The organism is Mesorhizobium sp. B3-1-8, assembly GCF_006439495.1.
GTDB lineage: Bacteria > Pseudomonadota > Alphaproteobacteria > Rhizobiales > Rhizobiaceae > Mesorhizobium.
The window spans coordinates 116,449-142,206 of sequence record NZ_VFTK01000016.1 but is presented as its reverse complement, the minus strand read 5'-3'; the positions used below and the strand labels follow the sequence as shown (position 1 = coordinate 142,206).

Below are 25,758 nucleotides of genomic sequence, written 5' to 3'. Positions count from 1 at the left end.
ATCGGCTCCGTTTTGGGACTTCCTTGACCTTTGATATTATTATAATAGCTTCATATCGAAGGATGATGATGACGGCGTGCAATGCGGTGTAACTTATCGGATCGGGTCGCCTTGGTTACCGGGGCGGCGGGCGCAATCGGAAGTGCCATCGCCAAACGGCTTTCGGATAACGGGGCCGCGGTTGTCGTCGCGGACATCGACATGGCAGGCGCCGAGCGCGTCGCGGCCGGACTGTGCAATGCGAGGGCCTGCGCGATCGATATTCGCGACGGCCAATCGGTCGATGCCGCGATCGCCAGGGTTTGCGAACAGTACGGACGGCTCGATATCCTGGTCAACAATGCCGGCGTCAATACCTTGGCGCACCGCGTCACCATAGACGAATTTCCTGCCGAGGAGTGGGATCGCATCACCGGCATCGACCTCGACGGCCTCTACATCATGAGCCGCGCCGCATTGGCGCCGATGCTTGCGGCCGGGAGGGGTGGACGTATCGTCAACATCGCTTCGGTCGTCGGCCTTGCCGCGATGCGCCTGCAAAGCCCGTTCGTCGCCGCCAAGGCCGCCATCGTGCATCTGACGCGGTCGATGGCGATCGAACTGGGCGCCAAGGGGATCCTTACCAATGCGGTCGCGCCCGGCTCGGTGATGACTGCGCTGACCGCCAAGCTGTTCTACGGCGACGATGGCAAGTTCGCCGGGCGCACCCAGGAATTCCTCGCCCATGTGCCGCTCGGCCGGCCGGCCCAGCCGGAGGAGATCGCCGAGGCCGTGCTGTTCCTGGCTTCTCCGGCCGCCAGCTACATCAACGGCCAGGTGCTGGCCGTCGATGGCGGCTGGACCGCGGGATACATGATGTGAGCGCCGCCATGGAAATCGATCTTGCCGGCGCCACGATCGCGCTGGACGGCGAAACCAATGCGATCGTCGACGCGGTGCTCGCCGCATTGCGCGCCAATGGCGGTCATATCGTCGAGGGCGCCCCCACGCGCGCCGCCGCCGATATCCTGCTGATCTCGTGTCCGCTACGCCCGGGAACGAAAGCCGAAGATCCGCGCTCCCTGTATGCCGATGCGCGCAAGGCCGCCATGACGATGACCGAGCGCGGCGGCCGCATCGTCTTCCTGATCTCGGCGGTCGCCGGCATGCCGATGCGTCGCCATCCGCGCTTTTCCATGGAGAACGCGTCGATCCTTGCCGGGATGCGTGCCCTGGCCATGGAATTCGGGCCGAAAATCCTGGTCAATGCGGTTGGCTTCGGCGCGGTCGAGGACGACGCCATCGTTACAGGCGACAAGGCGATGCTCAGCCACACCCCGGTCGGCCGCGCCGGCAGCATCGAGGAAGCGATCGCCGCGGTGCTGTTCTTCTGCGATCCGTTGAACAGCTACACCACCGGGCAGATGCTGGGCGTCGACGGCGGCTGGGCGGCGGGCTATGGGCGCAACTTCTGAGGCGCCGACACTGAGGGCAGGGGCGCTGGACGTCGAACTGGCACCGGCAATCGGCGGCAGCGTCAGCGCGATGCGCTGGCGCGGCGTTGATCTCATGCGCCGGCTTTCGGATGACGATCGCGATGCGGACAACGTGCTGGGCGTCGCCATGTTCCCGATGGTGCCCTACGCCAACCGCATCGCCGGGAACGAATTCGACTTCGGGGCAAGGCGCTGGCGGGTTCTGCCCAACAATCCGCCTGAGATATTCAACGTGCATGGCAGCGGCTGGAAACAGCCGTGGACCGTCACCGGAAGCGGTGCCGCTGCGGCCACGCTGGTGCTTGAGGTCGCCGCCGGCGCGGAACCCTATTCCTATCGCGCCGAGCAGGCCTTTGTCGTCTCGGAGGAGGGTCTCGGCGTCACGATGACGCTGACCAACACCGGGCCGGTTCCCATGCCGTTCGGATTTGGCCTGCATCCGTGGTTCGATCGAGATCGCGGCGTGACGCTGCAATTCAGCGCCCGGCGCTTCCATCTCGAAGAGCCCGAAGGCGTTTCGGGCGATCCGATCACGCTGCCGCCCGAACTGGATTTCGCGAAGGGCGGGCCGCTGCCCGACGGTTGGCGCAACAATGACTACGGCGGCTGGACCGGCGAAGCGATCATCCGCTTTCCGTCGCGCGGCGCCGGATTGCGGATCGCCGCCGATCCCGTCTTCAAGCATCTGATGCTCTATGCCGACCCGACCAAGCCCTATTTCTGCCTGGAACCGCAGACGAATGCCTCGGGCGCTTTCGGCCGTGGCCGATGGAGCGATCCGGATGAAGGCGTGATCGTGCTCGCGCGCGGCGAAAGCGCGGCGGGCGCCGTCTCGTTCATGCCGTTCGCGCTTACACCCGGGCAGCTTAGAGCAGCCGGGCCAGGAGACCGCCATCCACCTGCATGGCGCTGCCGGTGACGAAGGACGAGGCGTCCGAGATCAGGAAGCCGATGGCGCTGGCGATCTCGGAGGGGTTGGCGATGCGCGCGATCCTGTTGGGTTCGAAAGAGAGGCCCAGCGCTTCCGCGCCGCCGGCCGCCTCCAGCCCGTCCAGTGTCATTCGGGTGGCGACCGAGCCGACAAGCACGGCGTTGACGCGGATGCGGTCGACGGCATAGTCGAGCGCCATCTGTCGCGACAATCCAACGACCGCCGCCTTTGTCGCCGCATAGGCTGGCACGCCGGGAACCGTGGCATCGGCGTGCACCGAGGCGATGTTGACGATCGAGCCGCCGCCAGCCGCGCGCAGCAGCGGCAAGGTCGCGCGGCAGACACGGAAGATGGCGGTCAGGTTGACGGCAATGGTCCTGTTCCAATCTTCGTCGGAAAGCTCCTCGAGCCGCTTGCCGGTCGGATAGATGCCGGCGCAGTTGACGACGGCGTCAAGCCCGCCAAACCGCTCCGTCGCCTCCGCCACGGCCGCTCGCACCTCGATTTCGCGGGTGGCATCAGTCTCGCGAAAGATCAATTTGTCGCCAGCGTAACGGCCGGCAAGCGCCTTGCCCTCCTCGGCATCCAGCCCGACGCCGAACACGGCCGCGCCCTGAGCGACGAGATGTTCGGCCGTCGCCCGGCCGATGCCGGTGGCCGCGCCGGTAATCAGAACGCGTTTGCCGGCGAACATCATGGCAATACCTGCACCTGCGAAGCGTGGCGTTCTGCTTGCGCCGTGGTCACCGAACGCAGCACGCGATCCTCGCCGCCTTCGCCGCGTCTGAATTCGTCGACGATGCGGCCATCGGCAACGACGAGGCAACGGTCGCAAAGACCAATCAGCTCCTCGAGCTCGGAGGCCACGATCAGCAGGCCCACGCCCTTTTCGGCAAGGTCGACCACGAGCCGGTAGATTTCGTGCCGGGTTGCCGCGTCGACGCCCTTGGTCGGCTCGTCGAGCAGCAGCACTTTCGGCGCGCGCATCAGCACGCGGGCGAACAGAAGTTTTTGCTGGTTGCCGCCCGAAAGATGGCTGACCGAAGCCTGCGGCGACGATGCCTTGACGTTGAGCGCGCGCATGGCGGCCAGGATGGAGCTGCGTTCAAGCCCGCCGCGCACGACGCCGCGCCGCGACAAGGGGGCGAGATTGCCGATGGTGATGTTGGCGCCGACCGGCAGATTGAACAGCAGGCCGTCGCGCTTGCGGTCCTCGGTCAGAAGCGCGATGCCGGCGGCACGTGCGTCGCCTGGCGATCTGATCGGCAGGGACTCGCCGGCGACGCGGATTTCGCCCGTGGCCGGGACGCGGCCGTAGATGCCGTGCAGTATCTCGCTGCGGCCGGAGCCAAGCAGGCCTGCAAGCCCGACGATCTCGCCAGCGGCCACCGACAGATTGATGTCCTTGGCGCCGTGGACGGCGCCGCTATGGCCGGCGACGGTCAGATCGCGAACCTCCAGCGCGGTTGGGGCTCCGACAGGGGCCGCATGCTCGGGAAACAGCCGCTGCAATCGTTGTCCCGACATCGAGAAGATGAAGGTCTCGGCGTCGAAATCCTCCCTCGCGATGCGCACCGCCACCTGTCCGTCGCGCAGCACCGTGGCGCGGTCACAGATGGCCAGCACTTCCGGCAGCCGATGGGTGATGTAGATCATCGCCACACCTTGCGCCTTGAGGCGTCGCAGCACGCTGAAGAGCGCATTGACCTCGGTGCCGGAAAGCGAGGCGGTCGGCTCGTCCAGCATGAGCACGCGCGGCTTCATGACGATGGCGCGGGCAATCATCACCAGATGTCGCTGCGCCGAAGTCAGCGATGCGACATAGGCCCTGGGATCGATGCCGATGCCAAGTTCGGCAAAAATCTCGCCCGCCTTCTGTTCCAGTTTCCGCTGGTGGACCATGAGGCCGTCGCCCAGCCCCGTGCGGCCGGCAAAGACATTCTCGGCGACCGAGAGCTGCTCGAGCACTTCGATCTCCTGCGGCACATAGCCGACACCGTTCGACCGCGCGTCGGCGGGCGAAGCGAAGCTGACGGGCCTGCCGTCGAGCGTGATGGTGCCAACATAAGAGCCGGCCGGATGCACACCGTTGAGTATCTTGACGAGCGTCGACTTGCCGGCGCCGTTCTGGCCAAGCAGAGCGTGAATCTCGCCCGGAATCACGTCGAAATCGACGCCGCGCAGCGCCTGCACGCCGCCGAAGCTCTTGGCGATTGCGATGGCCGACAATAGCGGTTCTTGGACGGCGTTGGGCAAGGCGATCCTCTCGGCGGAAGCCGGGTCCGGGCAAGCCGCGGACCCCGCGATGGGCGTTACTGGCCGGCGTTGTCCAGCATCTTGTAATAGGGCTCGAGGTCGGCGGCGGTGATCACCTTGGCCGGCAGCGGGTTGTTGTAGGGGACGGCCTTGTCCTGGGCGAGATCGCCGAGCAGTTCGGCAACCTTGGCGCTCTCTTCATAGAGCGGCTGCGCGACGATGCCGTAGGCGGCGCCCGATTTCACCAGGTCGAGATTCTGCCTGATATAGTCCATGCCGATGATGACGACGTCGCGTCCAGCCTTGCGAGCCGCGCCCGACCAGGTCTGGATGCTGTTGCCGGTGGTGCCGAAGGCCGCGGTCACGTCCGGATTGCCTTGCAGGATCGCCACCGCCTTGGCCTCGGCCGCCGATGGTTCGAAGCCTTCCATCTGGGTGTCGAGCACCTTGATGTTGGGGTACTTCTCGGCGATGGTCTTGCGGAAAGCGGCCGACATGGCGTTCTCGGTATCGTTGGACGCGCCTTGGGTGAGCGCCACGGTGCCCTTGCCGCCGAGCTTTTCGCCGATTGCGACGGCGGCGTTCTGGCCGGCGCCGGCAATATCCTCGCCTGTCGCTGCCTTCAGCCCCTGGACCGTGCCTTCCGGCGGCAGCACATGCCAGGTCACGATCGGGAATCCCTCCTTGGCCAGCTTGGAAATGTAGGAGTAGATCGCCGGATCGGGGCCATAGACGCCGATCGCGTCGTATTTGGTGCGGGCCAGGGCGGCTTCGGCCAGCGGCAGCGTAGCTGGAATGTCCCAATTCGTCGCGCTCGGGTCGCCGACGACTTCGCAGGTGTAGCCAAGCTCCTTGCATTTGTTGAGGAAACCCGCCTGCATCAGCCGGTGCACAGGGTGATCCTTCATCGCCTGCACCCAGAGCAGGTGGATGTCGGCCGCCTGGGCGAGGCTCGCCGAACCCAGCGACGTGGCAGCCGCCACGGCCGCGAAAGCAGTGCGGATCAGTCCTTTTCTCAAATCGATTTTCATGTCCTACCTCCCTTGCTTCACCGGCGTTCTTGCCGGCGTAAGATCTGCTGTTCGCGTCATCTTCCGGCGTTTGGAAATGGTCCGTGCGTGAGTTCGTTGCTCCTCGTGGCCGGCTATGCGCCGGCGATGAAGTAGCGGCGGCGCACAATGTCGAGCCCAACGGCCATGACCATGATCACGCCCACCGCGATCTGCTGCCAGTTGGAGTTGACGCCGATGACGACGAGGCCGCTCTGCACCACCTTCAGCATCAGGATGCCGACAACGCCGCCGGCGACCGTGCCGGCGCCGCCGAACAGGCTGACGCCGCCGACCACGACTCCGGCGATGACCGTCAGTTCCCAGCCGCTGCCGATCGAGGTGCCACCGCTGCCGAGATCGGCCATGACGAACATGCCGGCAATCGCCGCCAGCGCGCCGACGACGATGAAGGCGCCGATCTTGTAGGCGCTGGTGTCGATGCCGACGAGGCGCGCCACTTCCTGGTTGCCGCCGGTGGCATAGATGTTGCGCCCGAGCACGGTGCGCCGCAGGACGAAATCGGCGGCGATCGCCGCGACGATGAAGAAGGCAAAGCTCCAGCCGAGGCCGAAGGCGAGGTCGGCGCCGCCGATCGCACTGATCGCCTCCGGCAGCGGATAGACGGGGTAGCCGCCCGTCACCACCTGGATCAGGCCCTGGCCGATGAACAGCATGCCGAGCGTCTGGATGAAGGCTGGGATGCCGAGTCTGACGACGATCAGGCCGTTGACCAGGCCGATCAGCGCACCGACGCCCACACCGCCTAGAATGGCGACGGTCACCGGCAGCGCGGCCGCCGTCATCAGCTTGGCGGCGACGACCGCGGACAGCCCGGCCACCGAGCCGACGGACAGGTCGAACTCGCCGGCGACCAGAAGGATGGTCTGGCCGATGGCAATGATGCCGACAAACGACACGACGTTGAGAATGGCGCGGATGTTGCGCTCCGACAGGAAAGCCGGTTCGAGCAGCCAGAAGAAGACGATCAGCAGAGCCATCGCCGCCAGCACGCCCACTTCGCCGATGGCAATGAAGCCGATCAGCCGCCGCCGGAACGATTGCCCATCCCGGGGCGGCGATCTCACGTCAGCCGCGCTTTCCATCCTGACCTCCCTGGCGGCGCACGCCACCGGCCCGCAACCGGCACCGTCGCGCCCACGCCGATCCCGGCGCGCTCCTCTACGTCATTAAGATTATAATATTATAACTTGTCAACGACGAAATTTCAGAAGTCGGAAGACGACTGGCACATCGCTGGAAAGCACATGCCGCAGCCGCTATGAATGGCGGTGGCCGTGCGATCCGGAGCAGGATTTTCCCTTCGCGCGTCGTGCTTTGTTGGAGCTTGGCGATGACCGATGGGTCACGGGACGACCCTGGCGGAAACACACCGTCGCAGCGCCTCGGGGTTCGCGAGATCGCGAGACGCATCGGCGTCGCGCCCATAACCGTGTCGCGCTCCCTGTCCAACCCCGGCAGGGTCTCAGCGGAGACGCGTGCCAAAGTTCTGGAAGCCATAGAGCAGATCGGCTTCGTGCCCAACCAGCTTGCTTCCAGCATGCGCGGCAACGGCCGCATGATCGGGACGGTTGTGCCGCCGCTGATCAATTCGGGCATCGCAGAGCAGGTGCAAGGCATGTCCGACGAATGCCATGAGGGCGGCTATTCGATGCTCCTGGTGCAGGGCGAATTCACGCGGGAAGCCGAGGAGAAAGCGATCCGCACGCTGCTCGGCTGGCGCCCGGTCGGCATGATCCTTCAGAGCTTCGTGCAAAGCGAAACGGCGCGCGCCTTGCTGAAGGGCAGCGGCGCGCCGGTGGTCGAGATCTCCGAGGTCAAGGGCCGCGATCCGATCGACATGGTGGTCGGCGTCTCCAATTTCGAAACCGCCTACGCCATGACCATGCATCTGGCCGCCAAGGGCTACAGGCGGATCGGCTTCGTCTCGACGCCAATCCACGGCAATGATCGGCTGCAACAGCGCCGCACCGGTTATCACGCGGCGCTGACCGAGCTCGGTATCAAGAACCATGACAGTATGGAGGTCGAGGTGCCGATCACCGCGCAGGGCGGCGCCGAGGCGCTGATCACGCTCACGTCACGGCACAAGGACATCGATGCCATCTTCTTTTCCAGCGACACGCTGGCCGTCGGCGCCGTGCAGGAATGCCATCGGCGGGGTTGGGCGGTGCCCGGTAGGATCGCCATCGCCGGTTATGGCGACATGGACCTCGCCGCGCAGCTCTATCCGCGGCTGACCACGGTGAAGGTCAATCGCTACGACATGGGCCGTCGCGCCGTGCGGCAATTGCTGGCGAGACTGGGCGGCGACGGCGAGGTGCCGGCCGTCACCAGCCTAGGCTTCGAGATCATCGACCGTGAAAGCGCCTAGTTTTTCGTCATCCACCGGCGGAGCAGCCGCGAAGCGGCGTCGCTCACCGAGGCCTGCCAGTTTAGAGGCCAGGTTTCCCCGCTCCTTCCCGTCGCCCCAGGCGCTTCTCCCAGCCTTCGGCATGGACGTTGAGATAGGCGTTGGGGTCGTAAGGGTGGTCCTTGATCGCATCGAGGTTGAGATCGATGCCGAGCCCCGGCGCTTGCGGCAGCGACAGGTGACCATTGTCCGGGTTGACGGTCGGATGCCAGGTCACCAGCTCGCGGGTCCACGGATCGTTGAAGGCGTCGAAATGCTCCTGGATCAGGAAATTCGGCACCGCCGCCGCCAGCTGCAGGCATACCGTCGTCGCCACCGGTCCGCCGCTCTGATGTGGCGCGATATGGCTGCCATGGGCTAAAGCCAGATTGGCGACCTGGATCGAGGGCGCGATGCCGCCAAGCGACATCGGCTCGGGCTGGAAGATGTTGACCCCGCCGCCGGCCGCCAGCGTGTAGAACTGGCCGACCGTGTCGTACATCTCGCCGGTCGCCACGGGAATGGGCGAGCGGTGCGCCACCTCATGCACAGTCTCCTGACGGTCGCGCGAGGTCGGCTCCTCCCACCAGTAGATGTCGAGGTCGGCGAATTTCTGTGCCGCCTGAAGTGCTGCGATCTCGGTGAAGCGCGCGTGTACGTCGATCAGGATCAGCGTATCGCGCGGCAGCTCGTCGCGCAGTTTGCGGCAGATCGCGTAGGAAAGATCCAGCTCCTCGCGCGAAATGAAACCTTGCGCGGTACCGAACGGGTCTAGCTTGAACGCCTTGAAGCCTTTCGCCAGAACGGCCCTCGCGGCTTCGAGAAAGGCCTCCGGCGTGCGCTCGGTGCGATACCAGCCATTGGCATAGCCAAGCACGCTGTCACGCACCTGCCCGCCGAGAAGCTGGTGGATCGGCACGCCCAGGCCCTTGCCCAGAATGTCCCAGCAGGCGACCTCGATCGCCGCGATCACCGTGCGGTGGATGTGGCCGCCGTCGAGCGAAACACTGTCCAGCATGCGCTTGGCCAAAGCGTTGATGCGGCGCGGATCCTGGCCGATGGCGAGATGCTTGAGCTCATGCACGCCGGCTTCGGTGGTCTTGATGAAGCCGTTCAGCGTGCCTTCGCCGACGCCGTGAATGCCCTTGTCGGTATGGACCTTGACGAACAGCCAGTTTTTCCAGCCGGCGCCGACGGCAAAGGTCTCGATGTCGGTGATCTTCATGCGGAATCTAACCCAAACCAGTGATCGTCGCGACGACGGCCTCGGTCGTCAGGCCGTATTTTGCCTGCAAGGTCGGCACCGCGCCGCATTCGATATAGCGGTCGGGCAGGCCGATGCGCGTCACTTTCTTCGCGATGCCGGCCTCGAACAGGCTCTCGACGACAAGGCTCGCAAGGCCGCCGGTGGCGACATGGTTTTCCGCCGTGACGATCCGCTCGACGCCCGAAGCGAACTCAGCCACCGCGCCGGCGTCGAACGGCTTGATCGTCGGCACGTGCAGGACGCCAGTCGAAATGCCCTGTTTCTGCAGGATCTCCGCCGCATCCAGCGCCTGCTCGGTCATGAAGCCGGTCGAGATGATGCCGACATCGGAGCCTTCGCGAAGCCGCCGCGCCTTGCCGATCTCGAATTTGTAGCCAGGCTCGAACACGACGGGAACGCTGCCGCGCAGCAGGCGCATGTAGACAGGACCTTGATGTTCGGCGATCGTGATCGTCGCCGCTTCGATCTCGGTCGCATCGCAGGGGTCGATGACGGTCAGGCCGGGGATCATGCGCATCAGCGCCAGATCCTCGATCGCCTGATGCGTGCCGCCATAACCGGTCGTCAGTCCCGGCAGGCCGGCGATGATCTTCACATTGAGGTTGGAGTGGGCAAGCGCGATGGCGACGAAATCATAGGCGCGTCGTGTCGCGAACACCCCATAGGTGGTGGCGAACGGCACCTTGCCGGTGCGGGCCAGCCCGGCGGCGACGGCAACCAGATTCTGCTCGGCCATGCCGACATTGAAGAAGCGCTCGGGAAAAGCATCGCGGAACGGCAGGATGTCGGTGTATTTGCCAAGGTCGGCGGTCAGCCCGACGACGTCGTTGCGGCTCTGCCCAAGCCTGACCAGGGCCTGGCCGAACGGCGCTTCGACACTTTGCCGGCCGCCGCCGACAGCCTCGTCCTGGCCCATGGCCAGCGTCCGTCCGGCCTTCATGCCGCTGCCGCTCATTGCTCCGGTCCCACGCTTTTGTCGAACTCGGCGATGATGCCGTCCCATTGCGCCACGTCGATGCGGAAGAAATGCGATTTCTCGCTGGTCTCGATGCGCGGCACGCCCTTGCCGGGCAGGGTGCGCAGCACGATCGCCTTCGGCTTGCGGTTGCGCTGGCGCGCGCCGGCCAGCGCGTCGACGAGGGCCTTCATGTCGTTGCCGTCGATCTCCGCCGTCTCCCAGCCGAAGGCGCGCCATTTGTCGGCCACCGGCTCCATGTCCAGCACCACGGGCCCATCGGCCTGGATGCCGTTGCAGTCGATCAGCGCCACCAGCCCGTCCAGCTCGAAATGGCTGGCCGACATCGCCGCTTCCCAGGTCGAGCCTTCCTGCATCTCGCCGTCGGAGAGCTCGACGAAGACGCGCGCGTCCGAGCGATCGAGGCGCAGTCCGAGCGCCTGGCCGACACCTTGGCCGAGGCCGTGGCCGAGCGAGCCGCCGATAACCTCGACGCCGGGCGTGGTGTCGAGCGTCGACATCTCGAGCCGGCTGTCGTCGGCGCCATAGGTGACAAGTTCCTCGACAGGGATGATGCCGGCCTCGGCCAGGGCCGCCCAAAGCGCGATCGAGTAATGCCCGGTCGACAGCAGGAAACGGTCGCGGTCCGGCCATGCCAGATTGTGCGGGTCGTAGCGCAGTTCGTGGAAATACAGCGCCGCCAGAACGTCGGCGATGCCGAGGCCCTGGCCGATATAGCCCTGGCCCTGGCCGCGCGCCATGGTCAGCATGTGGCGACGCAGCAGCGTCGCCTTGCGTTGAAGCGCCGCGACATCGGCGCTGCCGGGAGGAGAGTTTCGCAGCATTGGATGCCTAGTCCTTGTCCAGCCCGCCCGACATGTTGAGCCGCTCGGCGGTCATGTATTTGGGCGCATCGAGGCAGAGCCAGACGACGGCTTCGGCCACCTCGGAAATCTCGGCGCGGCGGCCGAGCGGGATGCGGCGCGTGCGCTCGTTGAGGAAGGCCTGCAGATCGTTGCGGCCATTGGCGCGGGCAAGATCGAGTTCGGTCGAGCGCTGCATCTCGGTGTCCATCATGCCCGGCGCCAGGCTGTTGACCAGCACGCCATAGGGCGCAAGCGCGACCGCCGCGGCGCGGGTGATGGAATCGACGCCAGCCTTGCTCGCCGTATAGGCGGTGTAGTCGGGCAGCGCCATGCGCGAGCCGGGCGAGGTGATGTTGACGATGCGCCCCGAGCGCTGCTCGCGCATCACCCGGCCGGCCGCCTTGCAGGCCATGGCAAGCGCAGTGACGTTGAGCGCCAGCGTGCGTGTCCAGGCCTTGAAGGTGGCGTCGAGGAAGGGCTCGATCACGCCATAGCCGGCATTGTTGACGAGGATGTCGATGCCGCGCCAGCGCGCGACCACTTTTTCGACCGCCGTTTCCGGAGCGCCTTCGAGCGTGAAGTCGCCGATGATGATCTCGGCTTCCGCCCCGGTCTGGCCGATCTGCCGGGCCGTCTCTGTCAGGCCTTCGCCATTGATGTCGGTAACGGCGACGGCACAGCCGCGCCTGGCCAATTGCAGCGCCACCTCGCGGCCAAGCCCCCCGGCGGCGCCGGTGACAAGCGCCCGTCGCGTCATCGTGTCTGGAATTTCAGCAGGCAAGCCAAACCTCCTCTCAAGGTCATCTTGACGCGATGGATACCGGTATCCATAGATGGCTGTCAACGGGCTTGTGCTACTGTTCGCGGGCCGTTGGAGCCGGGAGGAAAAATTGAAGATCGTCGCGCTTGAAACGCTGCAGCTGGCGGAGTTCCCGTTCCTGTTCTGGCTTCGCGTCCACACCGATGCCGGCCTCATCGGCACCGGCGAAACCTTCTGGGCGCCGGGGCCTGTCGCCTCCTACATCCACGACAATGTCGCGCCCTACCTCATCGGCAAGGATCCCCGCGATATCGAGCTGCACGACCGCACGCTGGGCAGCGTCTATGTCGGCGCGCGCGATTCCGGCGCCGAGGTGCGCGGCAATTCCGCGGTCAACATCGCGTTGTGGGATATTTACGGCCAGGCGCTTGGCGAGCCGGTCTGGCGGCTGCTGGGCGGCCGCACGCACAGAAACGTGCCGATCTACAACACCTGCGCCGGCTACAAGCATGTGCGCGCCAGCAAGAAGAACGCGCTGTTCGAGCGCGGCGAGGACTGGTCGCTCAAATCGGGCGATTCCAACGAAGGCCCGTATGAGGATCTGCTCGCGTGGCGCTACAACGCCGGCGACCTCGCCAGAAGCCTGAAATCCGAAGGCATCGGCGCCATGAAGATATGGCCGTTCGATATCGCGGCCGAGGCATCGAACGGCGCCCTCATTTCGCTTGCCGACCTCGACAAGGCGCTGGAGCCGTTCCAGAAGATCCGCGACGCCGTCGGCCGCGACATGGAGATCATGGTCGAATTGCATGGCCTCTGGAGCCTGCCGCCGGCGCTGCGCATCGCCGAAGCGCTGAAAGCCTATGACGTCGCCTGGCTGGAGGAGCCGATCCGCTACAACGAACTCGACGCCATGGCCGAGTTGGCGCGCCACACATCGATCCCGATCGCCGCCAGCGAGCGGCTGGCCACGCGGCAGATGTTCAAGCAGCTTATCGACAAGCGCGCCGCTAGCGTGATCATGATCGACCTCGCCTGGTGTGGCGGCCTTTCCGAAGCGCGCAAGATCGCCAACATGGCCGAGGCCAGCGAATTGCCGGTGACGCTGCACGACTGCACGGGGCCGATCGTCTATGCAGCCAGTTGCGCGCTGTCGGCCACCTTGCCGAACGTCAATTACCAGGAGGCCGTGCGCGCCTATTTCACTGGATGGTACACCGAGATCGTCGCCGACATTCCGCCGGTGAGTGACGGCCGTGTCGCGCCGCTCGAGGGGCCGGGGCTCGGTCTCAGCCTTCGGCCGGAGCTGTTCCAGCGGCCCGATGCCACGGTGCGCATGACCAGGATCTAGCGCACGGTTTTTTCGCCAGGACCTTTGTCAAAACAAAGTGATGGAGCGTTTCGCCGGCTCGGTGAAACGGTGAACGCGCTTGCGCCTCGCAGGCTCTGCTCAGAGCCTGTAGACATTATGCTATTATAATCTATGATGAACCCGAAGCGAGCAGCCACAAGCTCGCCGCCGGCGCGTTTCTGTCCGGCGCCAGACGGATTCACGGGAGGTTTTGGTGGCAATTTCTGCGGCGCGCGCACGCGAGGATTTCAACGGTGCGCCAAATCTGCCCGACCGAAAAATCCTGCTCGACCTGTTCGAGCGCATGGTGTTGCTGCGCCGCTTCGAAAGCATTGCCCAGATCGCTTGCCGCAAGGGTGAGACGCCCGGCTTCCTGCATCTCTATATCGGCGAGGAAGCGACCGGCGTCGGGGTCTGTGCGCATTTGCGGCCGACCGACTGGGTCACGTCGACCCATCGCGGCCACGGCCATGCCCTGGCCAAGGGCGCGAACCCTGGGCGCGTGATGGCCGAGCTGTTCGGCAAGGCCGACGGCATTTGCGGCGGCCGCGGCGGCACCATGCATCTCTATGACCGCTCGGTCGGCTTGTTCGGCACCAACGGCATCGTCGCCGCCGGGATCGGCCATGCCGTCGGCATCGGCATGAGCGCCCGCCAGCAGGGCCGCGACGACATCGGTGTCGCTTTCTTCGGCGACGGCGCCGCCAACCATGGCAGCTTCCACGAGGCGCTCAATTTCGCGGCGGTGCAGCGGGCGCCTGCGGTCTTCATCTGCGAGAACAATCTCTACGCCACCGCCACGCCGCTCAAATCGATCACGCTCAATCCCGAGATCGCCACCAAGGCCGCGTCCTACGGCATGCCCGGCGTCGCCGTCGACGGCAACGACGTCTTCGCCGTCTGGCTGGCCATGAAGGAAGCGACCGAACGTGCCCGCGCCGGCAAGGGCCCGACGCTGATCGAAGCCAAGACCTATCGCACCGTCGGCCACCATGAGGGCGACCCGGTCATCGGCACCTATAGGACGCAGGAAGAGCTCGACGCCTGGATCAAGCGCGACCCGATCGACATGTTCCGCAAGCGGCTGATCGAAGAGTACGGCGTCGCCGATGCCGAGGCGCTCGCGGCAATAGAGGCGCGGATCGAGAAGGTGGTCGAGGAGGCGCTCGCCTTCGCCCGCAATTCGCCCGAGCCAGATCCAGCAACGGTGCGCCTGCACGTCTTTGCCGATCCGATCAATCCGCCGGCTGCCCTGCAGCCGCGCGCCGTCGGCGAGACGCGAACGCAAGGCTGGCTCGAGGCGGTGCGCGACGGCATTGCCGAAGAGATGCGCGCCAATCCAGCGATCCTTTACTTCGGCGAGGGCACCGGCGAGCGCGGCGGCAGCTTTGCCCACACGAGGAACCTGTGGCAGGAGTTCGGTGCCGAGCGGATGGTCGACACGCCGATTTCGGAGCAGGGTTTTACCGCAGCCGCCGTCGGTGCTTCGGCTACCGGCGCGCGCACCGTTTCCGACCTGATGTTCGCCGACTTCGCCTTTGAAACCGCAGGGCAGATTTTTCTGCAGGCGGCGAAGCTGCGTTACATGACCAGCGGCGTCATGAGCACGCCGATGGTGGTGCGCGTCGGCGCCGGCGCGCTGCGCAGTTCCGGCCCGCATCACAGCGGCATCTACCACCCGGTCTTCGCCCATATGCCGGGCTTGATCGTCTGCGTGCCGTCGAACCCGGCGGACGCCAAGGGTCTGATGAAGACCGCGCTCCGGGCCGGCGATCCGGTCATCATGCTCGAACCCAAGGCGCTGTTCGCCTCCAAGGGTGAGGTGCCGGTCGGCGAGCATTATGTGCCGTTCGGCGTCGCGCGGATCGCGAGGGTGGGCCGCGACATCACCATCGTCGCGGCCGGGCAGATGGTGCAGCGCGCGTTGGAAGCCGCGGAGGCATTGGCCGCCGATGGCATCGAGGCCGAAGTGATCGACCCGCGCACCATCATGCCGCTCGACATCGACACGATCGTGGCCAGCGTCAGGAAGACGCATCGCCTGCTCGTCGTCGACGAGGCGTGGGCAATGTGCGGCCTTGGCGGCGAGATCGCCCAGGCGATCAACGAGCTCGCCTTCGACGAGCTCGATGCCCCGCCCGGAAGGCTGCATACAGCACCGACCTCGCATCCCTTCGCGCCGGTGCTGGAGCGAGCCATGCTGGTCGACACGGCACGCATTGCCCAAGGCATTCGCGACGTCGTCGCCGGCAAGCCGCCGGTGCCGGATCACTGGTACACCGTCGGCCTGATAAGCGCCGCGCCGGCAAAGCCAGCACCTGTTTCAGCCAAGCCACAGCCCACGGCACCAGCCGCTTCCATCGCCACCGCCGGCGACGACGAGCCGATCACGATGCCTTTCGGCGATCTCACCGTCAGCGAAGGCACGGTCGTCAAATGGCTGAGGGCGGTGGGCGAAGCGGTGAAAGAAGGCGAGCTGATCGCCGAGATCGAGACCGACAAGGCCGTGGTCGAGATCGAGGCGCCGGTCAGCGGAACGCTCAACGCTATCGATCAGCCGGTCGGCGCCGTGGTGCCGATGGGCGGGCGCATCGGCGGCATCAAGAGATAATCATCCATATCCGAAGGGCAAGCATGAAGATCCTGTGCGCCAATTGGCAAGCCGCCGACGAGGCCGAGCTCGAACGCGAGCACTATCCCGACATCGAGTTCATCCTGGCCCGCTCGACAAATGACAAAGCCGCCGCGCTCGATCCGGCGGTTTGCCAGGCGGTCGACGCGGTCATCAACTATTCGCCGACCCATAATGTCGCCGCCGCGCCAGCCGCCTTTCCCAAAGCCAGGATCGCGGTGCGCTCCGGCGTCGGCTTCGACAACATCGATACGTCCGGCTGGGGCGCGCGCAAGATTCCCGCCTGCAACGTGCCCGACTATGGCACCACCGAAGTCGCCGATCACGCCATCGGCCTGATGCTGGCGCTGACGCGCGGCACGTCCACCTATGGTGCCGAGCTTTCGGCCAATGGCGCCGAGGGTTGGCATTTCTCCAAGGCGCCGCTGGTGCGCCGTCACAAGGGGGCGACCTTCAGCGTCGTCGGGCTGGGCCGCATCGGACTTGCGGCGGCCCGCCGCGCCGCCGCCTTCGACATGAAGGTGGTGTTTTATGATCCGCATCTTCTGTCCGGCGTCGACCTGTCGACCGGCTATGAGAGGGTGCATTCGCTGGCCGAGCTTATGAGGCGGGCCGATGTGGTGAGCGTGCATACGCCGTTGAGCGAGCAAACGCGCAAGCTCATCGGCGCGGATGCCTTCGCGGCCGCCAAGCCTGGCCTTGTCCTTGTCAACACGGCTCGGGGTCCGATCGTCGATCTCGACGCGCTGGAAGCAGCGCTGCGCAATGGCGTCGTCGCCGGCGCTGGGCTGGACGTCCTGCCGAACGAGCCCGGCGATCTCGAGCATTCGCTTCTGGCGGCGTGGCGGCGCCGCGAGCCGTGGATCGCCAACCGGCTGATCGTGACGCCGCACGCGGCTTTCTACAGCCCGGCGGCGATGCGCGACCTCAGGCTGAAATCGATCGAAGTCGTGCATGCCTATCTCGCCGAGGGCCGGCTGACCAACTGCGTCAACGCCGAGTATCTGAAATGAACATGGCGGTGGCATCGCGGCTGGCTGTTTCGCCCTATGCGCGCCGGCTTGCCCGCGAGCGTGGTTTCCCGCTCGAAGCGCTCCACGGCAGCGGTCCGGGCGGCCGCATCCTGGCCGCCGACGTGCTTGACTTTACCCCGGTCGATGCGCCGGCAGAGCTTCTGACCGCGGCCCCGGCGTCTTCGCCTGTCGCGTCCCGCATCGCCGCCTTCGCGACATCGATCGCGCTGGACGCGTGGCACGAGTTGCTGAGCGTGCTGGAGAGCTCGGGGAAGGTGTTCGACATCGACGACATCGTGTTGCGTGCCACTGGTTGCGCGTTCGGCGAGATTTCAGAAGTAGCCAAGGTCAAGGAAGCGCCCGTGGCGCTCGAACTCGGCAACAGGCAAGTCGCGTTTGCGACCACATCGGGAATGCCGCTGACGGCGCTGCGCGGGGCGCGGCTTGCGGCGCAAGCGGGCAAACGCGACGATGCGGAAAAACCGGCCGTCCTGTCGGTGCGGCTGCTGCCGCCGAGCGATATCCGGCCGGTGACGATGCCGCTGTTGCCGGGCCGGGCCATGCGCCTGACAGTCTCGGTCGGCTCCGCCGGTGACAACGCCGAATGCCTGCTGACGGTGGACGCCGCGCGTGTCGACGAGGCAACCTCGACGGTCTGGCTGGCCGCGCTGAAATCGGCGGTCGAACATCCGCTTCGGCTCTTTGTCTAAGCATTGCCGCAAGACCGCAGTTTTGCGCGTCATGCGATAGCCTCGGGCGGCGGAAGCTATTATAAAAGCTTCGACACAGACGCGACGAGGCCCATGGACAACACCGTTCCCACCATCGACAGTCTTCCCAGGCGCTCGCTTGGACGTTCCAACGGGCCGCTCTATCGCCAACTCGCCGACATCTTGCGGGTGCCGATCGGTGACGGCACCTTTCCCGTCGGCGGGGAATTGCCGAAGGAAGCAGCGATCGCCGAGCATTTCGGGGTCAGTCTGATCACCGTGCGCCAGGCGCTGCGCGATCTCGAAGCCGACGGACTGATCAAGAAGCGCTCGGCGAAACCGGCGGTGGTCGCGGCGCGCAGCCCGTCGGTCAATCTGAGCTGGAAGTTCAAGAACTTCGCCGACATGGCGGCCTTCACCAAGGACGCGCAGCTTACGGTGAAATCCTATCGCAAGGAGGTCTCACCCGTGCTCCAGCGCCATTTCGGCATGGGCAAGGAGGAGGCGGGCTATTGCCTGCGCAGCGTGCTGTCGATCGGCGAACAGAGGAAGGCGCAGATCACCACCTATTTCCCTCCCGACATCGGCGCCAGGCTGAAGCGCGAAGATTTCTCCGACGTGCTGATCTTCCGCTCGGTGCAGAAGCATCTCGGGCTGCGCCTCGACGTGGCGCATGTCACCGTGCGCGCCGAAATCGCCGACGAGGCGGTTGCCGCCGATCTCGGCATCGCACTGGGCAGCGCGGTGCTGACGGTGGAGATGCTCTATCAGTCGGCCGACCAACGCAGCATCGAGTTCTCCGTCGCCCGCCATCCCGCCGATATTTTCAGCATCACCTACGACGCGCCGAACGACCTCTCCTGAGACCCCTCGAAAGTGCGATTTCTGCCGTCGGATGCATGGACAGGCCTATAAAATTATAATAGCATGATAGCTAAGCTGAGGTGCCGGCGGGTAGGCGAGATAGTGCGCGAATTCCGCCCGCGACCGTAGCTGTCGAGAGGCCCGGTATCTGATCAAGATGGCGCAGTCCATCGCCAGCCGGGAGGAACATAGGGAGGAGATAATGCAGTCGAGGAGCCTGTGCGCCGGCTTGGTCGCGCTTGTCGGATTCGCAGCCTGCGCTGGAGCGACATCCGGCCATGCCGAAGCCAAGAAGACCTACGCCATCTACCTTTCCAACAATTTCGTCGGCAATGACTGGCGCCAGCAAATGGAGCGCGTCGCCAATGTCGTGGTCAACAAGGGGCCGCTGAAAGGCCGCGTCGACCTCAAGATCGAAAATGCCGAAAACACTGTACAGGCGCAGATCAATTCCCTGAACAACATCATCCGCCAGAAGCCCGACGCGATCCTGATCGACGCGTCGTCGGCCGAGGCTCTCAATCCAACGATCAAGAAAGCCTGCGACGCCGGCATAATCGTCGTCAGCTTCGACCAGACCGTGTCGGCCGAATGCGCCTACAAGCTGCATTCCGACTTCGACATCATGGCCAACAACCAGGCCGAATGGATGGCCTCCATGCTCGGCGGCAAGGGCAAGGTCTTCATGGATCGTGGCCTCGCAGGCGCGCCGATATCCGAGCAGTTCGAAAAGAATTTCGGCGCCGTGCTCAAGAAATATCCCGGCATCGAGATCGTCGGCTATTTCAACGGCAACTACGCCGCAGGGCCCGAACAGGAGGGCGTGGCGAGCCTGCTCGCCGCGCACCCGGAGGTCGACGGCATCTTCTCGCAAGGCTACGGCACCGGCGCCATCAAGGCGCTGCAGAATGCCGACCGGCCGATGGTGCCGGTCGTCGCCGCCGCCTTCAACGGCACCGGCGTCAGCTGCGCCGAGACCAAGGGAGCGAAATGCTGGCTCGGCGCCAATCCGCCGTCCCTGTCCGCCGAAGCGATCAAGCTCGCCGTCGACATTCTCGATACCGGCAAGAAGCCGGCCGACACGACCGTGCTGTTCAATTCGCCCGGCCTGACCACGGATATGGTCGATGCCAAATACGCGCCGAATTCCTCGGCCGTGAAGATCGAACTCGGCAAGACCGTGTTCCCCGATCTGGCGCCGGGCCTTTCGCTGCCGGTATCGCCAAGCTGGGTGGAGATCACGCCCAAGGAGGCCTCGGGAAGCTGATTTGATGAGGGCAGGGGCACCGCATCGCGGCGCCACGATTTCGAAACGAAAAACGGGAGGAGAAAATCATGAAATTATTGAGCCGTTACACCGGCCTTGCAGCGCTTGCAGCCATCATGATGGCGGTTGGCATGCAGGCCGGCCATGCCGAAGACAAGAAACCCTACACCATCTATCTCTCCAACAATTTCGTCGGCAATGACTGGCGCCAGCAGATGGAGCGCGTCGCCACCGTGTCGGTCAACAAGGGGCCGCTGAAAGGCCGCGTCGACCTCAAGATCGAGAATGTCGAGAACACTGTACAGGCGCAGATCAACTCGCTGAACAACATCATCCGCCAGAAGCCGGACGCGATCCTGGTCGATGCCGGTTCGGATTCGGCGCTCAACCCCACCATCAAGAAGGCCTGCGACGCGGGCATCGTCGTCATCAGCTTCGATCAGGTGGTGACCGAGCCTTGCGCCTATGCCGTCGCTTCCGATTGGGACCGCATTCCCGCCGTCATGGCCGAGTGGATGGCCACCCAGCTTGGCGGCAAGGGCAACATCATCCTCGACCGCGGCCTCGCCGGCGCACCGATCTCGGCGCAATTGCAGGGTGGGTACGAAAAGGTGCTGGCCAAATATCCCGACATCAAGGTTGTCGGCTATTACAACGGCAATTACGCGCTCGGTCCGGAACAGTCCGGCGTGGCCGCACTGCTTGCCGCCAATCCGAAGATCGACGGCATCATGACGCAAGGCTACGGTTCGGGCGCCATCCAGGCGCTGAAGGACGCCGGCCGGCCGATCGTCCCGGTCGTCGGCTTCTCCTACAATGTCGCCGCCGTCACCTGCGCGCAGACGCAAGGCGCCAAATGCATCCTCGGCTCGAATCCGGCCTATCTTTCCTCCGAAGCGATCAAGCTGGCGGTCGATATGCTGGACACCGGCAAGAAGCCGGCCGAACGCTCGGTGTCGGTCAAGGGTGATTTCGTGACGACCGATCCTTTCGAGTCGAAGCTTTATCCGGGCACCAAGATGATCAAGATCGCGGTCGGCGAAAATGCCTTCCCCGACCAGGCGCCCGGCCTGACGCTGCCGATCACGCCCGATTGGGTCGAGATCACCGCCGCGGAAGCCGCCGGCAGCAAGTAACATCCGGTTCCACTTCCGCGATCCTGTCTCCCGGCATCGAGCGATGCCGGGAGACCTTTTCGAGCAATTCCAGGAAAAGTGCGAGCGGTTTTCCGTCCGGAATTGCGTAAAAACAAAGAGATAGAGCGGTTCGCCGTTTCCTTGAAACGGTGAAACGCTCTGGAAAGCGGCCCATGGATCTCGTCACCGTCAACGGTCTGTCAAAACGCTATGGCGGCATCGTCGCGCTGAGCGAAGCCGCATTCAGCGCCCGCGCCGGCGAGGTGCACGCGCTGCTCGGGGAGAACGGAGCGGGCAAAAGCACCTTCATCCAGATCCTGTCGGGAGCGGTGCAGCATGACGGCGGCTCCATCCTCGTCGATGGCCAGGACTATCAGCCCGCGAACCCGGATGCCGCGCAGGCGTGCGGCATTGCCGCCGTCTTCCAGGAACTGTCGCTCATCCCCGATCTCAGCGTCGAGCAAAACATCTGGTTCCGGCACGAGCCAAGGACATGGCTTGGTACCGTCAACCGCGCGGAAATGCGCCGCGGGACGCTGGCGCTCTTGGAGAAATACGATTTCCCGGCGCTGCGTCCCGAACAGGAATTGCGGCGGCTGACGCTGGCCGAACGGCAGATCGTCGAGATCGCCAAGGGCCTGGCCAAGGACCCGCGCATCCTCATCCTCGACGAGGCGACTTCGGCGCTGCCGGCGCGGGAGGCGGAATGGCTGTTGAAGCTCACCCGGCAACTGGCCGCCGAAGGCAGGCTGGTCATCTTCATCTCGCATCGCATGGCTGAGGTGCGCGCCATCGCCGACCGGCTGACGATCTTCCGCAATGGCAGCACTGTCGCCGCGCATGAAGCCGCTGCCGTTTCCGACGACGAGATCGTCACCCAGATGATCGGCCGCCATCTCGACCGGCTCTATCCCGAGCGCGTGCCGACGATGACCGATCGCGTCGCGCTCAAGGTCGCAAACCTCGCCAGCGGCAGCCGTCTCTCAGGGGTCGACTTTTCGCTTCGCGAGGGCGAGGTGCTCGGCGTCGGCGGCTTGCAGGGCCACGGCCAGCGCGAATTGTTCCAGGCGCTGTTCGGCGCCACAAAGGCGAGCGGCACGATCGAGCTCTGGGGCAAGCCCGCGGCGATCGGCAATCCGCGCCAGGCCTTGACCGGCAAGGACGGGATCGCGCTGGTGCCGGAAGACCGGCGCGGCCAGGGCCTGCTCTTGACCAAGAGCGTACGCGAGAACCTGACGCTGTCGGTCATCAAGCGCTTCACCGAAAATGGCCTGCTCAGCCGGCAGAAGGAAGCAGCCCTGGTCAAGGAGATGGTCGATTTCCTGCGCATCAAGGCGGGCACGCCGGAGCAGCTTGCCGGAACGCTGTCCGGCGGCAACCAGCAGAAGGTGATCTTCGGCAAGATGCTTCTGACGCAGGCGCGCGTGCTCCTGCTCTACGATCCTACACGCGGCGTCGATGTCGGCACCAAGGGCGAGATCTTCCAGCTGATGCGCGATCTCGCCGCCAAGGGCTACGCGATCCTGTTCCATTCGAGCGACATGCCAGAGCTCGTCCATGTCGCCGACCGCGTGCTGGTCATGCGCAACGGCCGTATCGCCGCGACGCTGGAGGGCGAGCATATTTCGGAGGAGGAAATCCTGCGCGCCGCCATGCTTGAAACCAGGGCGGCCTGAGGCATGGTGATGTCCGCGGAGCAAACTGTGGAAAGGGCGCGAATGCCGGCGCGAACCAAGGACAGCAGGCCAGGCATGGATTGGCGCGGCCGCGCGCTCGACCGCGCGCCGTTCCTCGTCGCCTGCCTGATGCTGGCCTTGATCGTCGCCATCTATGGCAGCCTGCAGTCCGGCGTCTTCAGCCTGGACGAACTCAATCTCGATACGGCGGCGGCGATGACGCTGATGCTGGCGGCAACCGGCCAGACCATCGTTCTGGTGCGCGGCGGCATCGATCTGTCGATCGGCGGCATGATCAGCCTCGGCACGGTGATCGCGGCGACGCGTTTCACCGACGATCCTTCTACCACGGCGTTCTGGGCGCTGGCCATACTGGCGCTCGGTTTCCTCATCGGCGCGCTCAACGGCCTGCTGATCTCGCTGCTCAAGCTGCAGCCTTTCCTGGTGACGCTCGCCACCTGGTCGATCCTCAATGGCGTCGCCATGATCATCCTGCCGACCGATGGCGGCAGCGTTCCCGGTTGGTGGGTTGGTTTCGCCTCGGTGCAACTCCTCGGCCTGACCAGCCCGGTCTGGATGTTGCTGGCGCTGCTCGTGTTCTGGTGGTGGTTCCGTGCGACGCGCGTCGGCATCACCATCCAGGCCTCCGGCTCCAACGAGAAATCGGCGTTTCTGTCGGGGGTTTCCATCACCCGCGTCAACATCGTCACCTACGGCCTGTCAGGTCTGTTCGCCGCGGGCGCGGCGCTGTTTCTGATAACACAGACCGGCGCCGGTTCGCCGACCATCGGCAAGGACTACATACTGCCTTCCGTGGCGGCCGCGGTCATCGGCGGCGTCAGCCTGTTCGGCGGTCGCGGCCATCTCGCCGGCACGCTGATCGGCGCTTTCGTGCTTACCCTCATCGGCAATCTGGTCTTCGTCCTGCACGTGTCGAGCTATTGGCAGCCGGTCGCGTCCGGCATCATCCTGCTGCTCTCGGTGCTCGCAAGCTCGATCGCCGAAAAGGCCGCGAGGAACCGCGTCCAATGAGCGCTTTCCTCGCCCGCAACCGCCTCATCGTGCTTGCCTATGCCGGCATGGTCGTGCTGCTCCTGGTCACGGCGATTTTCTCGCCTGGCTTCCTCTCGGTCTCCAACATGCGCTCGACGGTGGTGCTGGCGGCTTTCGTCGGCATCGTCGCGCTCGGCCAGACCTTCGTCATCATCGGCGGCGGCATCGACCTGTCGGTGCCCTGGGTGCTGAATTCCGCGGCGATCGTGATGGCGCTGCTCTGCGGCGGGCAGGATCTGCCGCTTATCTGGGTCATGCCGCTGCTGCTTGCCGGCGGCGCCTTCATCGGGCTCATCAACGGCGTCGGCGTCGCCCAGTTCGGTGTGCCGCCGATTATCATGACCTTGGCCACCAATGTCATCCTGCAGGGCCTGATCCTGGTGCTGACCGGCGGTTCGCCGACGCCGTCCGCGCCGGCGCTGATCCAGTTCCTGTCGGTCGGGCGCATCGGCGGCTTTCCGGTGATAGCGCTGATCTGGCTCGCGCTGACGCTGGTCGCCACGCTGCTGCTCTCCAAGGCCGCGTTCGGGCGTCATCTCTATGCGCTGGGAACCAGCGCGACCGTCGCCGAATTCTCCGGCGTGCCGACCGCGCGCACCACCATCCTGACCTACGTCGTCTCGGGCCTCACCGCCGCTTTCGCCGGCATGCTTTTGACCGGCTATTCCGGCCAGGCCTATCTCGGCATGGGCGATGCCTATCTGTTCACCTCGATCGCGGCGGTCGCCATCGGTGGCGCTTCGATCCTCGGCGGCAGCGGGCATTATCTCGGCACCGTCGCTGGCGCCATGGTGCTGACCATCCTCACCGGGCTCCTACCGGCGCTCAACCTGTCGAGCGGCGCGCTGCTCGTCGTCTACGGCGCGGTGATCCTGATCACCGTGTCGATCGGCAGCGAGACCTTCGCCGGGCTCGGCGGCAGAATTCGCGGCAGAAGGGCTTGAGCATGGTCGAAATCACTTGCGTCGTCGATGCCGGAGCAGAGCTGGGCGAGGGCACGCTCTGGGACCCTAAGGCCGGCGTGCTCTGGTGGATCGACATCTGGAAGAAACTGATCCACCGCTACGACCCGTCGACCGGCAAGGACGAGGTGTTCGAGACGCCGGAATATCTCGGTTGCCTCGGTCTGCGCGAAAAAGGCGGCCTGGTGCTGACCATGACCGACGGTTTTCATTTCTTCGACCCTGCGACGGGTGTGTTCGAAGCGATCGTCGACCCGGAAGCGCATATGCCGAAGACCCGCTTCAACGACGGCAAGCCGGACCGGCAGGGACGGTTCTGGTCAGGCTCGATGTTCGAGGTGCCCGGCAAGCCGATCGAATTCATCGGCGCGCTATATCGGCTCGATCCCGATCTTTCGGTGCACAAGATCATCGACTGCATCGGCTGCTCCAATGGGCTCGCCTGGAGCCCGGATTCGAAGACCATGTATTTCTCCGACAGCCATGCCGGCGCGGTGTGGGCCTATGATTTCGATCCCGCCACCGGCGACATCGAGAACCGCCGTACCTTCGTCGACATGACGGTCACCGGCGGCGTCGCCGACGGAGCCACGGTCGATGCCGAAGGCTGCTACTGGGTGACCATCCCGGTGACCAGCAAGGTCTGCCGCTACGATCCGACCGGCAAACTGATGCAGACGGTGCTCTTGCCGACCGACCTGCCGACCTGCTGCGAGTTCGGCGGCAAGGACCTCGATATCCTCTATGTCACCTCTGCCGTGCTCAAGCGTCCTGCCAGCCACTTCGTCGGCCAGAAGCATCCGGGCGGCCTGTTTGCGCTCGATGTCGGCGTCAAGGGTCTGACGCTGCCGGCATTCAAGGGATAGCGCCGGCAATCAAGGCGCGACATCGCGGGCGGCGCCTCGACCTTGCGCGCCGAGATCGTCCCGTCGCCATAGGCGGGTTGGCATTCACAGCGCGGGGTGCGTGCCAGCCACCAGAGGAATTTTCCGCAATTTCGGCGTGCAGCTGGAAAAACGTTGGCGGTCATTCGCGGAATCTCCTTGAGGCTGGCGTGCGGATTGATCAGTTTGTCCCCAAGCAGGACCACTTGCCAGGCGGATAGTCGCGGCGGACAGGGAG

23 protein-coding genes are annotated in these 25,758 nt (G+C 65.1%); 15 read left to right on the top strand and 8 right to left on the bottom strand.

Annotated features, from left to right (window positions below; translation table 11 throughout):
• The first annotated feature begins 81 nt into the window (after positions 1–81).
• The 3 genes from FJ424_RS16855 to FJ424_RS16845 are packed head-to-tail and all read left to right on the top strand — an operon-like array spanning position 82 to position 2,394.
• Positions 82–861, top strand: a complete 780-nt coding sequence (locus FJ424_RS16855) for an SDR family NAD(P)-dependent oxidoreductase (protein WP_140651216.1) — start codon at positions 82–84, stop codon at positions 859–861.
• On the top strand, positions 858–1,454 hold the full coding sequence (locus FJ424_RS16850) for an SDR family oxidoreductase (protein ID WP_246677270.1): 597 nt from the start codon (positions 858–860) through the stop codon (positions 1,452–1,454). Before FJ424_RS16855 ends, FJ424_RS16850 begins: the two co-directional genes overlap by 4 nt.
• Complete coding sequence (locus FJ424_RS16845; protein WP_140651217.1) at positions 1,438–2,394, top strand: aldose 1-epimerase; 957 nt, start codon at positions 1,438–1,440, stop codon at positions 2,392–2,394. Before FJ424_RS16850 ends, FJ424_RS16845 begins: the two co-directional genes overlap by 17 nt.
• Here FJ424_RS16845 and FJ424_RS16840 read toward each other — a convergent pair.
• The 4 genes from FJ424_RS16840 to FJ424_RS16825 all read right to left on the bottom strand — a co-directional run bounded on the left by FJ424_RS16840 (position 2,342) and on the right by FJ424_RS16825 (position 6,817).
• Entirely contained in the window at positions 2,342–3,103 is a 762-nt protein-coding gene (locus FJ424_RS16840) for an SDR family NAD(P)-dependent oxidoreductase (RefSeq protein WP_140651219.1), read from the bottom strand. The two genes, FJ424_RS16845 and FJ424_RS16840, sit on opposite strands and share 53 nt — an antisense overlap.
• On the bottom strand, positions 3,100–4,635 hold the full coding sequence (locus tag FJ424_RS16835) for a sugar ABC transporter ATP-binding protein (RefSeq protein ID WP_246677269.1): 1,536 nt from the start codon (positions 4,633–4,635) through the stop codon (positions 3,100–3,102). Before FJ424_RS16835 ends, FJ424_RS16840 begins: the two co-directional genes overlap by 4 nt.
• Positions 4,636–4,718: 83 nt before the next feature.
• Positions 4,719–5,693, bottom strand: a complete 975-nt coding sequence (locus tag FJ424_RS16830; RefSeq protein ID WP_140651222.1) for a substrate-binding domain-containing protein — start codon at positions 5,691–5,693, stop codon at positions 4,719–4,721.
• A gap of 113 nt (positions 5,694–5,806) precedes the next feature.
• The gene (locus FJ424_RS16825; protein ID WP_140651224.1) at positions 5,807–6,817 is read right to left on the bottom strand and encodes an ABC transporter permease; all 1,011 of its coding nucleotides are present in this window, start codon (positions 6,815–6,817) and stop codon (positions 5,807–5,809) included.
• 248 nt (positions 6,818–7,065) lie between these two features.
• Here FJ424_RS16825 and FJ424_RS16820 point away from each other — a divergent pair, with 248 nt between their 5' ends.
• Complete coding sequence (locus FJ424_RS16820; protein ID WP_140651226.1) at positions 7,066–8,106, top strand: LacI family DNA-binding transcriptional regulator; 1,041 nt, start codon at positions 7,066–7,068, stop codon at positions 8,104–8,106.
• Positions 8,107–8,167: 61 nt separating this feature from the next.
• On the opposite strand, the gene FJ424_RS16815 is transcribed toward FJ424_RS16820, so the two are convergent.
• Genes FJ424_RS16815 through FJ424_RS16800 form a run of 4 tightly spaced genes read right to left on the bottom strand, consistent with a single transcriptional unit; the run spans position 8,168 to position 11,993 of the window.
• On the bottom strand, positions 8,168–9,349 hold the full coding sequence (locus FJ424_RS16815) for a mandelate racemase/muconate lactonizing enzyme family protein (protein WP_140651227.1): 1,182 nt from the start codon (positions 9,347–9,349) through the stop codon (positions 8,168–8,170).
• Between the two features lie 7 nt (positions 9,350–9,356).
• Positions 9,357–10,346, bottom strand: a complete 990-nt coding sequence (locus FJ424_RS16810; RefSeq protein ID WP_140651229.1) for a transketolase C-terminal domain-containing protein — start codon at positions 10,344–10,346, stop codon at positions 9,357–9,359.
• Complete coding sequence (locus FJ424_RS16805; RefSeq protein WP_140651231.1) at positions 10,343–11,191, bottom strand: transketolase; 849 nt, start codon at positions 11,189–11,191, stop codon at positions 10,343–10,345. Before FJ424_RS16805 ends, FJ424_RS16810 begins: the two co-directional genes overlap by 4 nt.
• Before the next feature lie 7 nt (positions 11,192–11,198).
• Positions 11,199–11,993: an SDR family oxidoreductase gene (locus FJ424_RS16800; RefSeq protein ID WP_140651233.1), complete on the bottom strand. Its 795-nt coding sequence runs from the start codon at positions 11,991–11,993 to the stop codon at positions 11,199–11,201.
• Positions 11,994–12,102: 109 nt separating this feature from the next.
• Between FJ424_RS16800 and FJ424_RS16795 the strand changes: the two genes are divergently transcribed.
• The 11 genes from FJ424_RS16795 to FJ424_RS16745 all read left to right on the top strand — a co-directional run bounded on the left by FJ424_RS16795 (position 12,103) and on the right by FJ424_RS16745 (position 25,502).
• Complete coding sequence (locus FJ424_RS16795; RefSeq protein ID WP_140651234.1) at positions 12,103–13,323, top strand: mandelate racemase/muconate lactonizing enzyme family protein; 1,221 nt, start codon at positions 12,103–12,105, stop codon at positions 13,321–13,323.
• A 214-nt stretch (positions 13,324–13,537) separates the two neighbouring features.
• Complete coding sequence (locus tag FJ424_RS16790) at positions 13,538–15,934, top strand: thiamine pyrophosphate-dependent enzyme (RefSeq protein WP_140651236.1); 2,397 nt, start codon at positions 13,538–13,540, stop codon at positions 15,932–15,934.
• Positions 15,935–15,957: 23 nt separating this feature from the next.
• Entirely contained in the window at positions 15,958–16,968 is a 1,011-nt protein-coding gene (locus tag FJ424_RS16785; RefSeq protein ID WP_140651238.1) for an NAD(P)-dependent oxidoreductase, read from the top strand.
• Positions 16,965–17,678, top strand: a complete 714-nt coding sequence (locus FJ424_RS16780; protein WP_140651239.1) for an E3 binding domain-containing protein — start codon at positions 16,965–16,967, stop codon at positions 17,676–17,678. The genes FJ424_RS16785 and FJ424_RS16780 overlap by 4 nt, the downstream gene beginning before the upstream one ends.
• 93 nt (positions 17,679–17,771) lie before the next feature.
• Positions 17,772–18,542: a GntR family transcriptional regulator gene (locus tag FJ424_RS16775; RefSeq protein ID WP_140640235.1), complete on the top strand. Its 771-nt coding sequence runs from the start codon at positions 17,772–17,774 to the stop codon at positions 18,540–18,542.
• A 202-nt stretch (positions 18,543–18,744) separates the two neighbouring features.
• Positions 18,745–19,809 carry a substrate-binding domain-containing protein gene (locus FJ424_RS16770; protein ID WP_246677268.1) on the top strand — a complete coding sequence of 355 codons (1,065 nt, stop codon included), beginning with the start codon at positions 18,745–18,747 and terminating at the stop codon, positions 19,807–19,809.
• A 68-nt stretch (positions 19,810–19,877) separates the two neighbouring features.
• On the top strand, positions 19,878–20,945 hold the full coding sequence (locus tag FJ424_RS16765) for a substrate-binding domain-containing protein (protein WP_140651241.1): 1,068 nt from the start codon (positions 19,878–19,880) through the stop codon (positions 20,943–20,945).
• Positions 20,946–21,118: 173 nt separating this feature from the next.
• Complete coding sequence (locus tag FJ424_RS16760) at positions 21,119–22,621, top strand: sugar ABC transporter ATP-binding protein (protein WP_140651243.1); 1,503 nt, start codon at positions 21,119–21,121, stop codon at positions 22,619–22,621.
• 42 nt (positions 22,622–22,663) lie between these two features.
• The gene (locus tag FJ424_RS16755) at positions 22,664–23,653 is read left to right on the top strand and encodes an ABC transporter permease (RefSeq protein ID WP_246672256.1); all 990 of its coding nucleotides are present in this window, start codon (positions 22,664–22,666) and stop codon (positions 23,651–23,653) included.
• Complete coding sequence (locus tag FJ424_RS16750; RefSeq protein WP_140651245.1) at positions 23,650–24,618, top strand: ABC transporter permease; 969 nt, start codon at positions 23,650–23,652, stop codon at positions 24,616–24,618. Before FJ424_RS16755 ends, FJ424_RS16750 begins: the two co-directional genes overlap by 4 nt.
• Positions 24,619–24,620: 2 nt before the next feature.
• Complete coding sequence (locus FJ424_RS16745) at positions 24,621–25,502, top strand: SMP-30/gluconolactonase/LRE family protein (protein WP_140651246.1); 882 nt, start codon at positions 24,621–24,623, stop codon at positions 25,500–25,502.
• Positions 25,503–25,758: the final 256 nt, after the last annotated feature.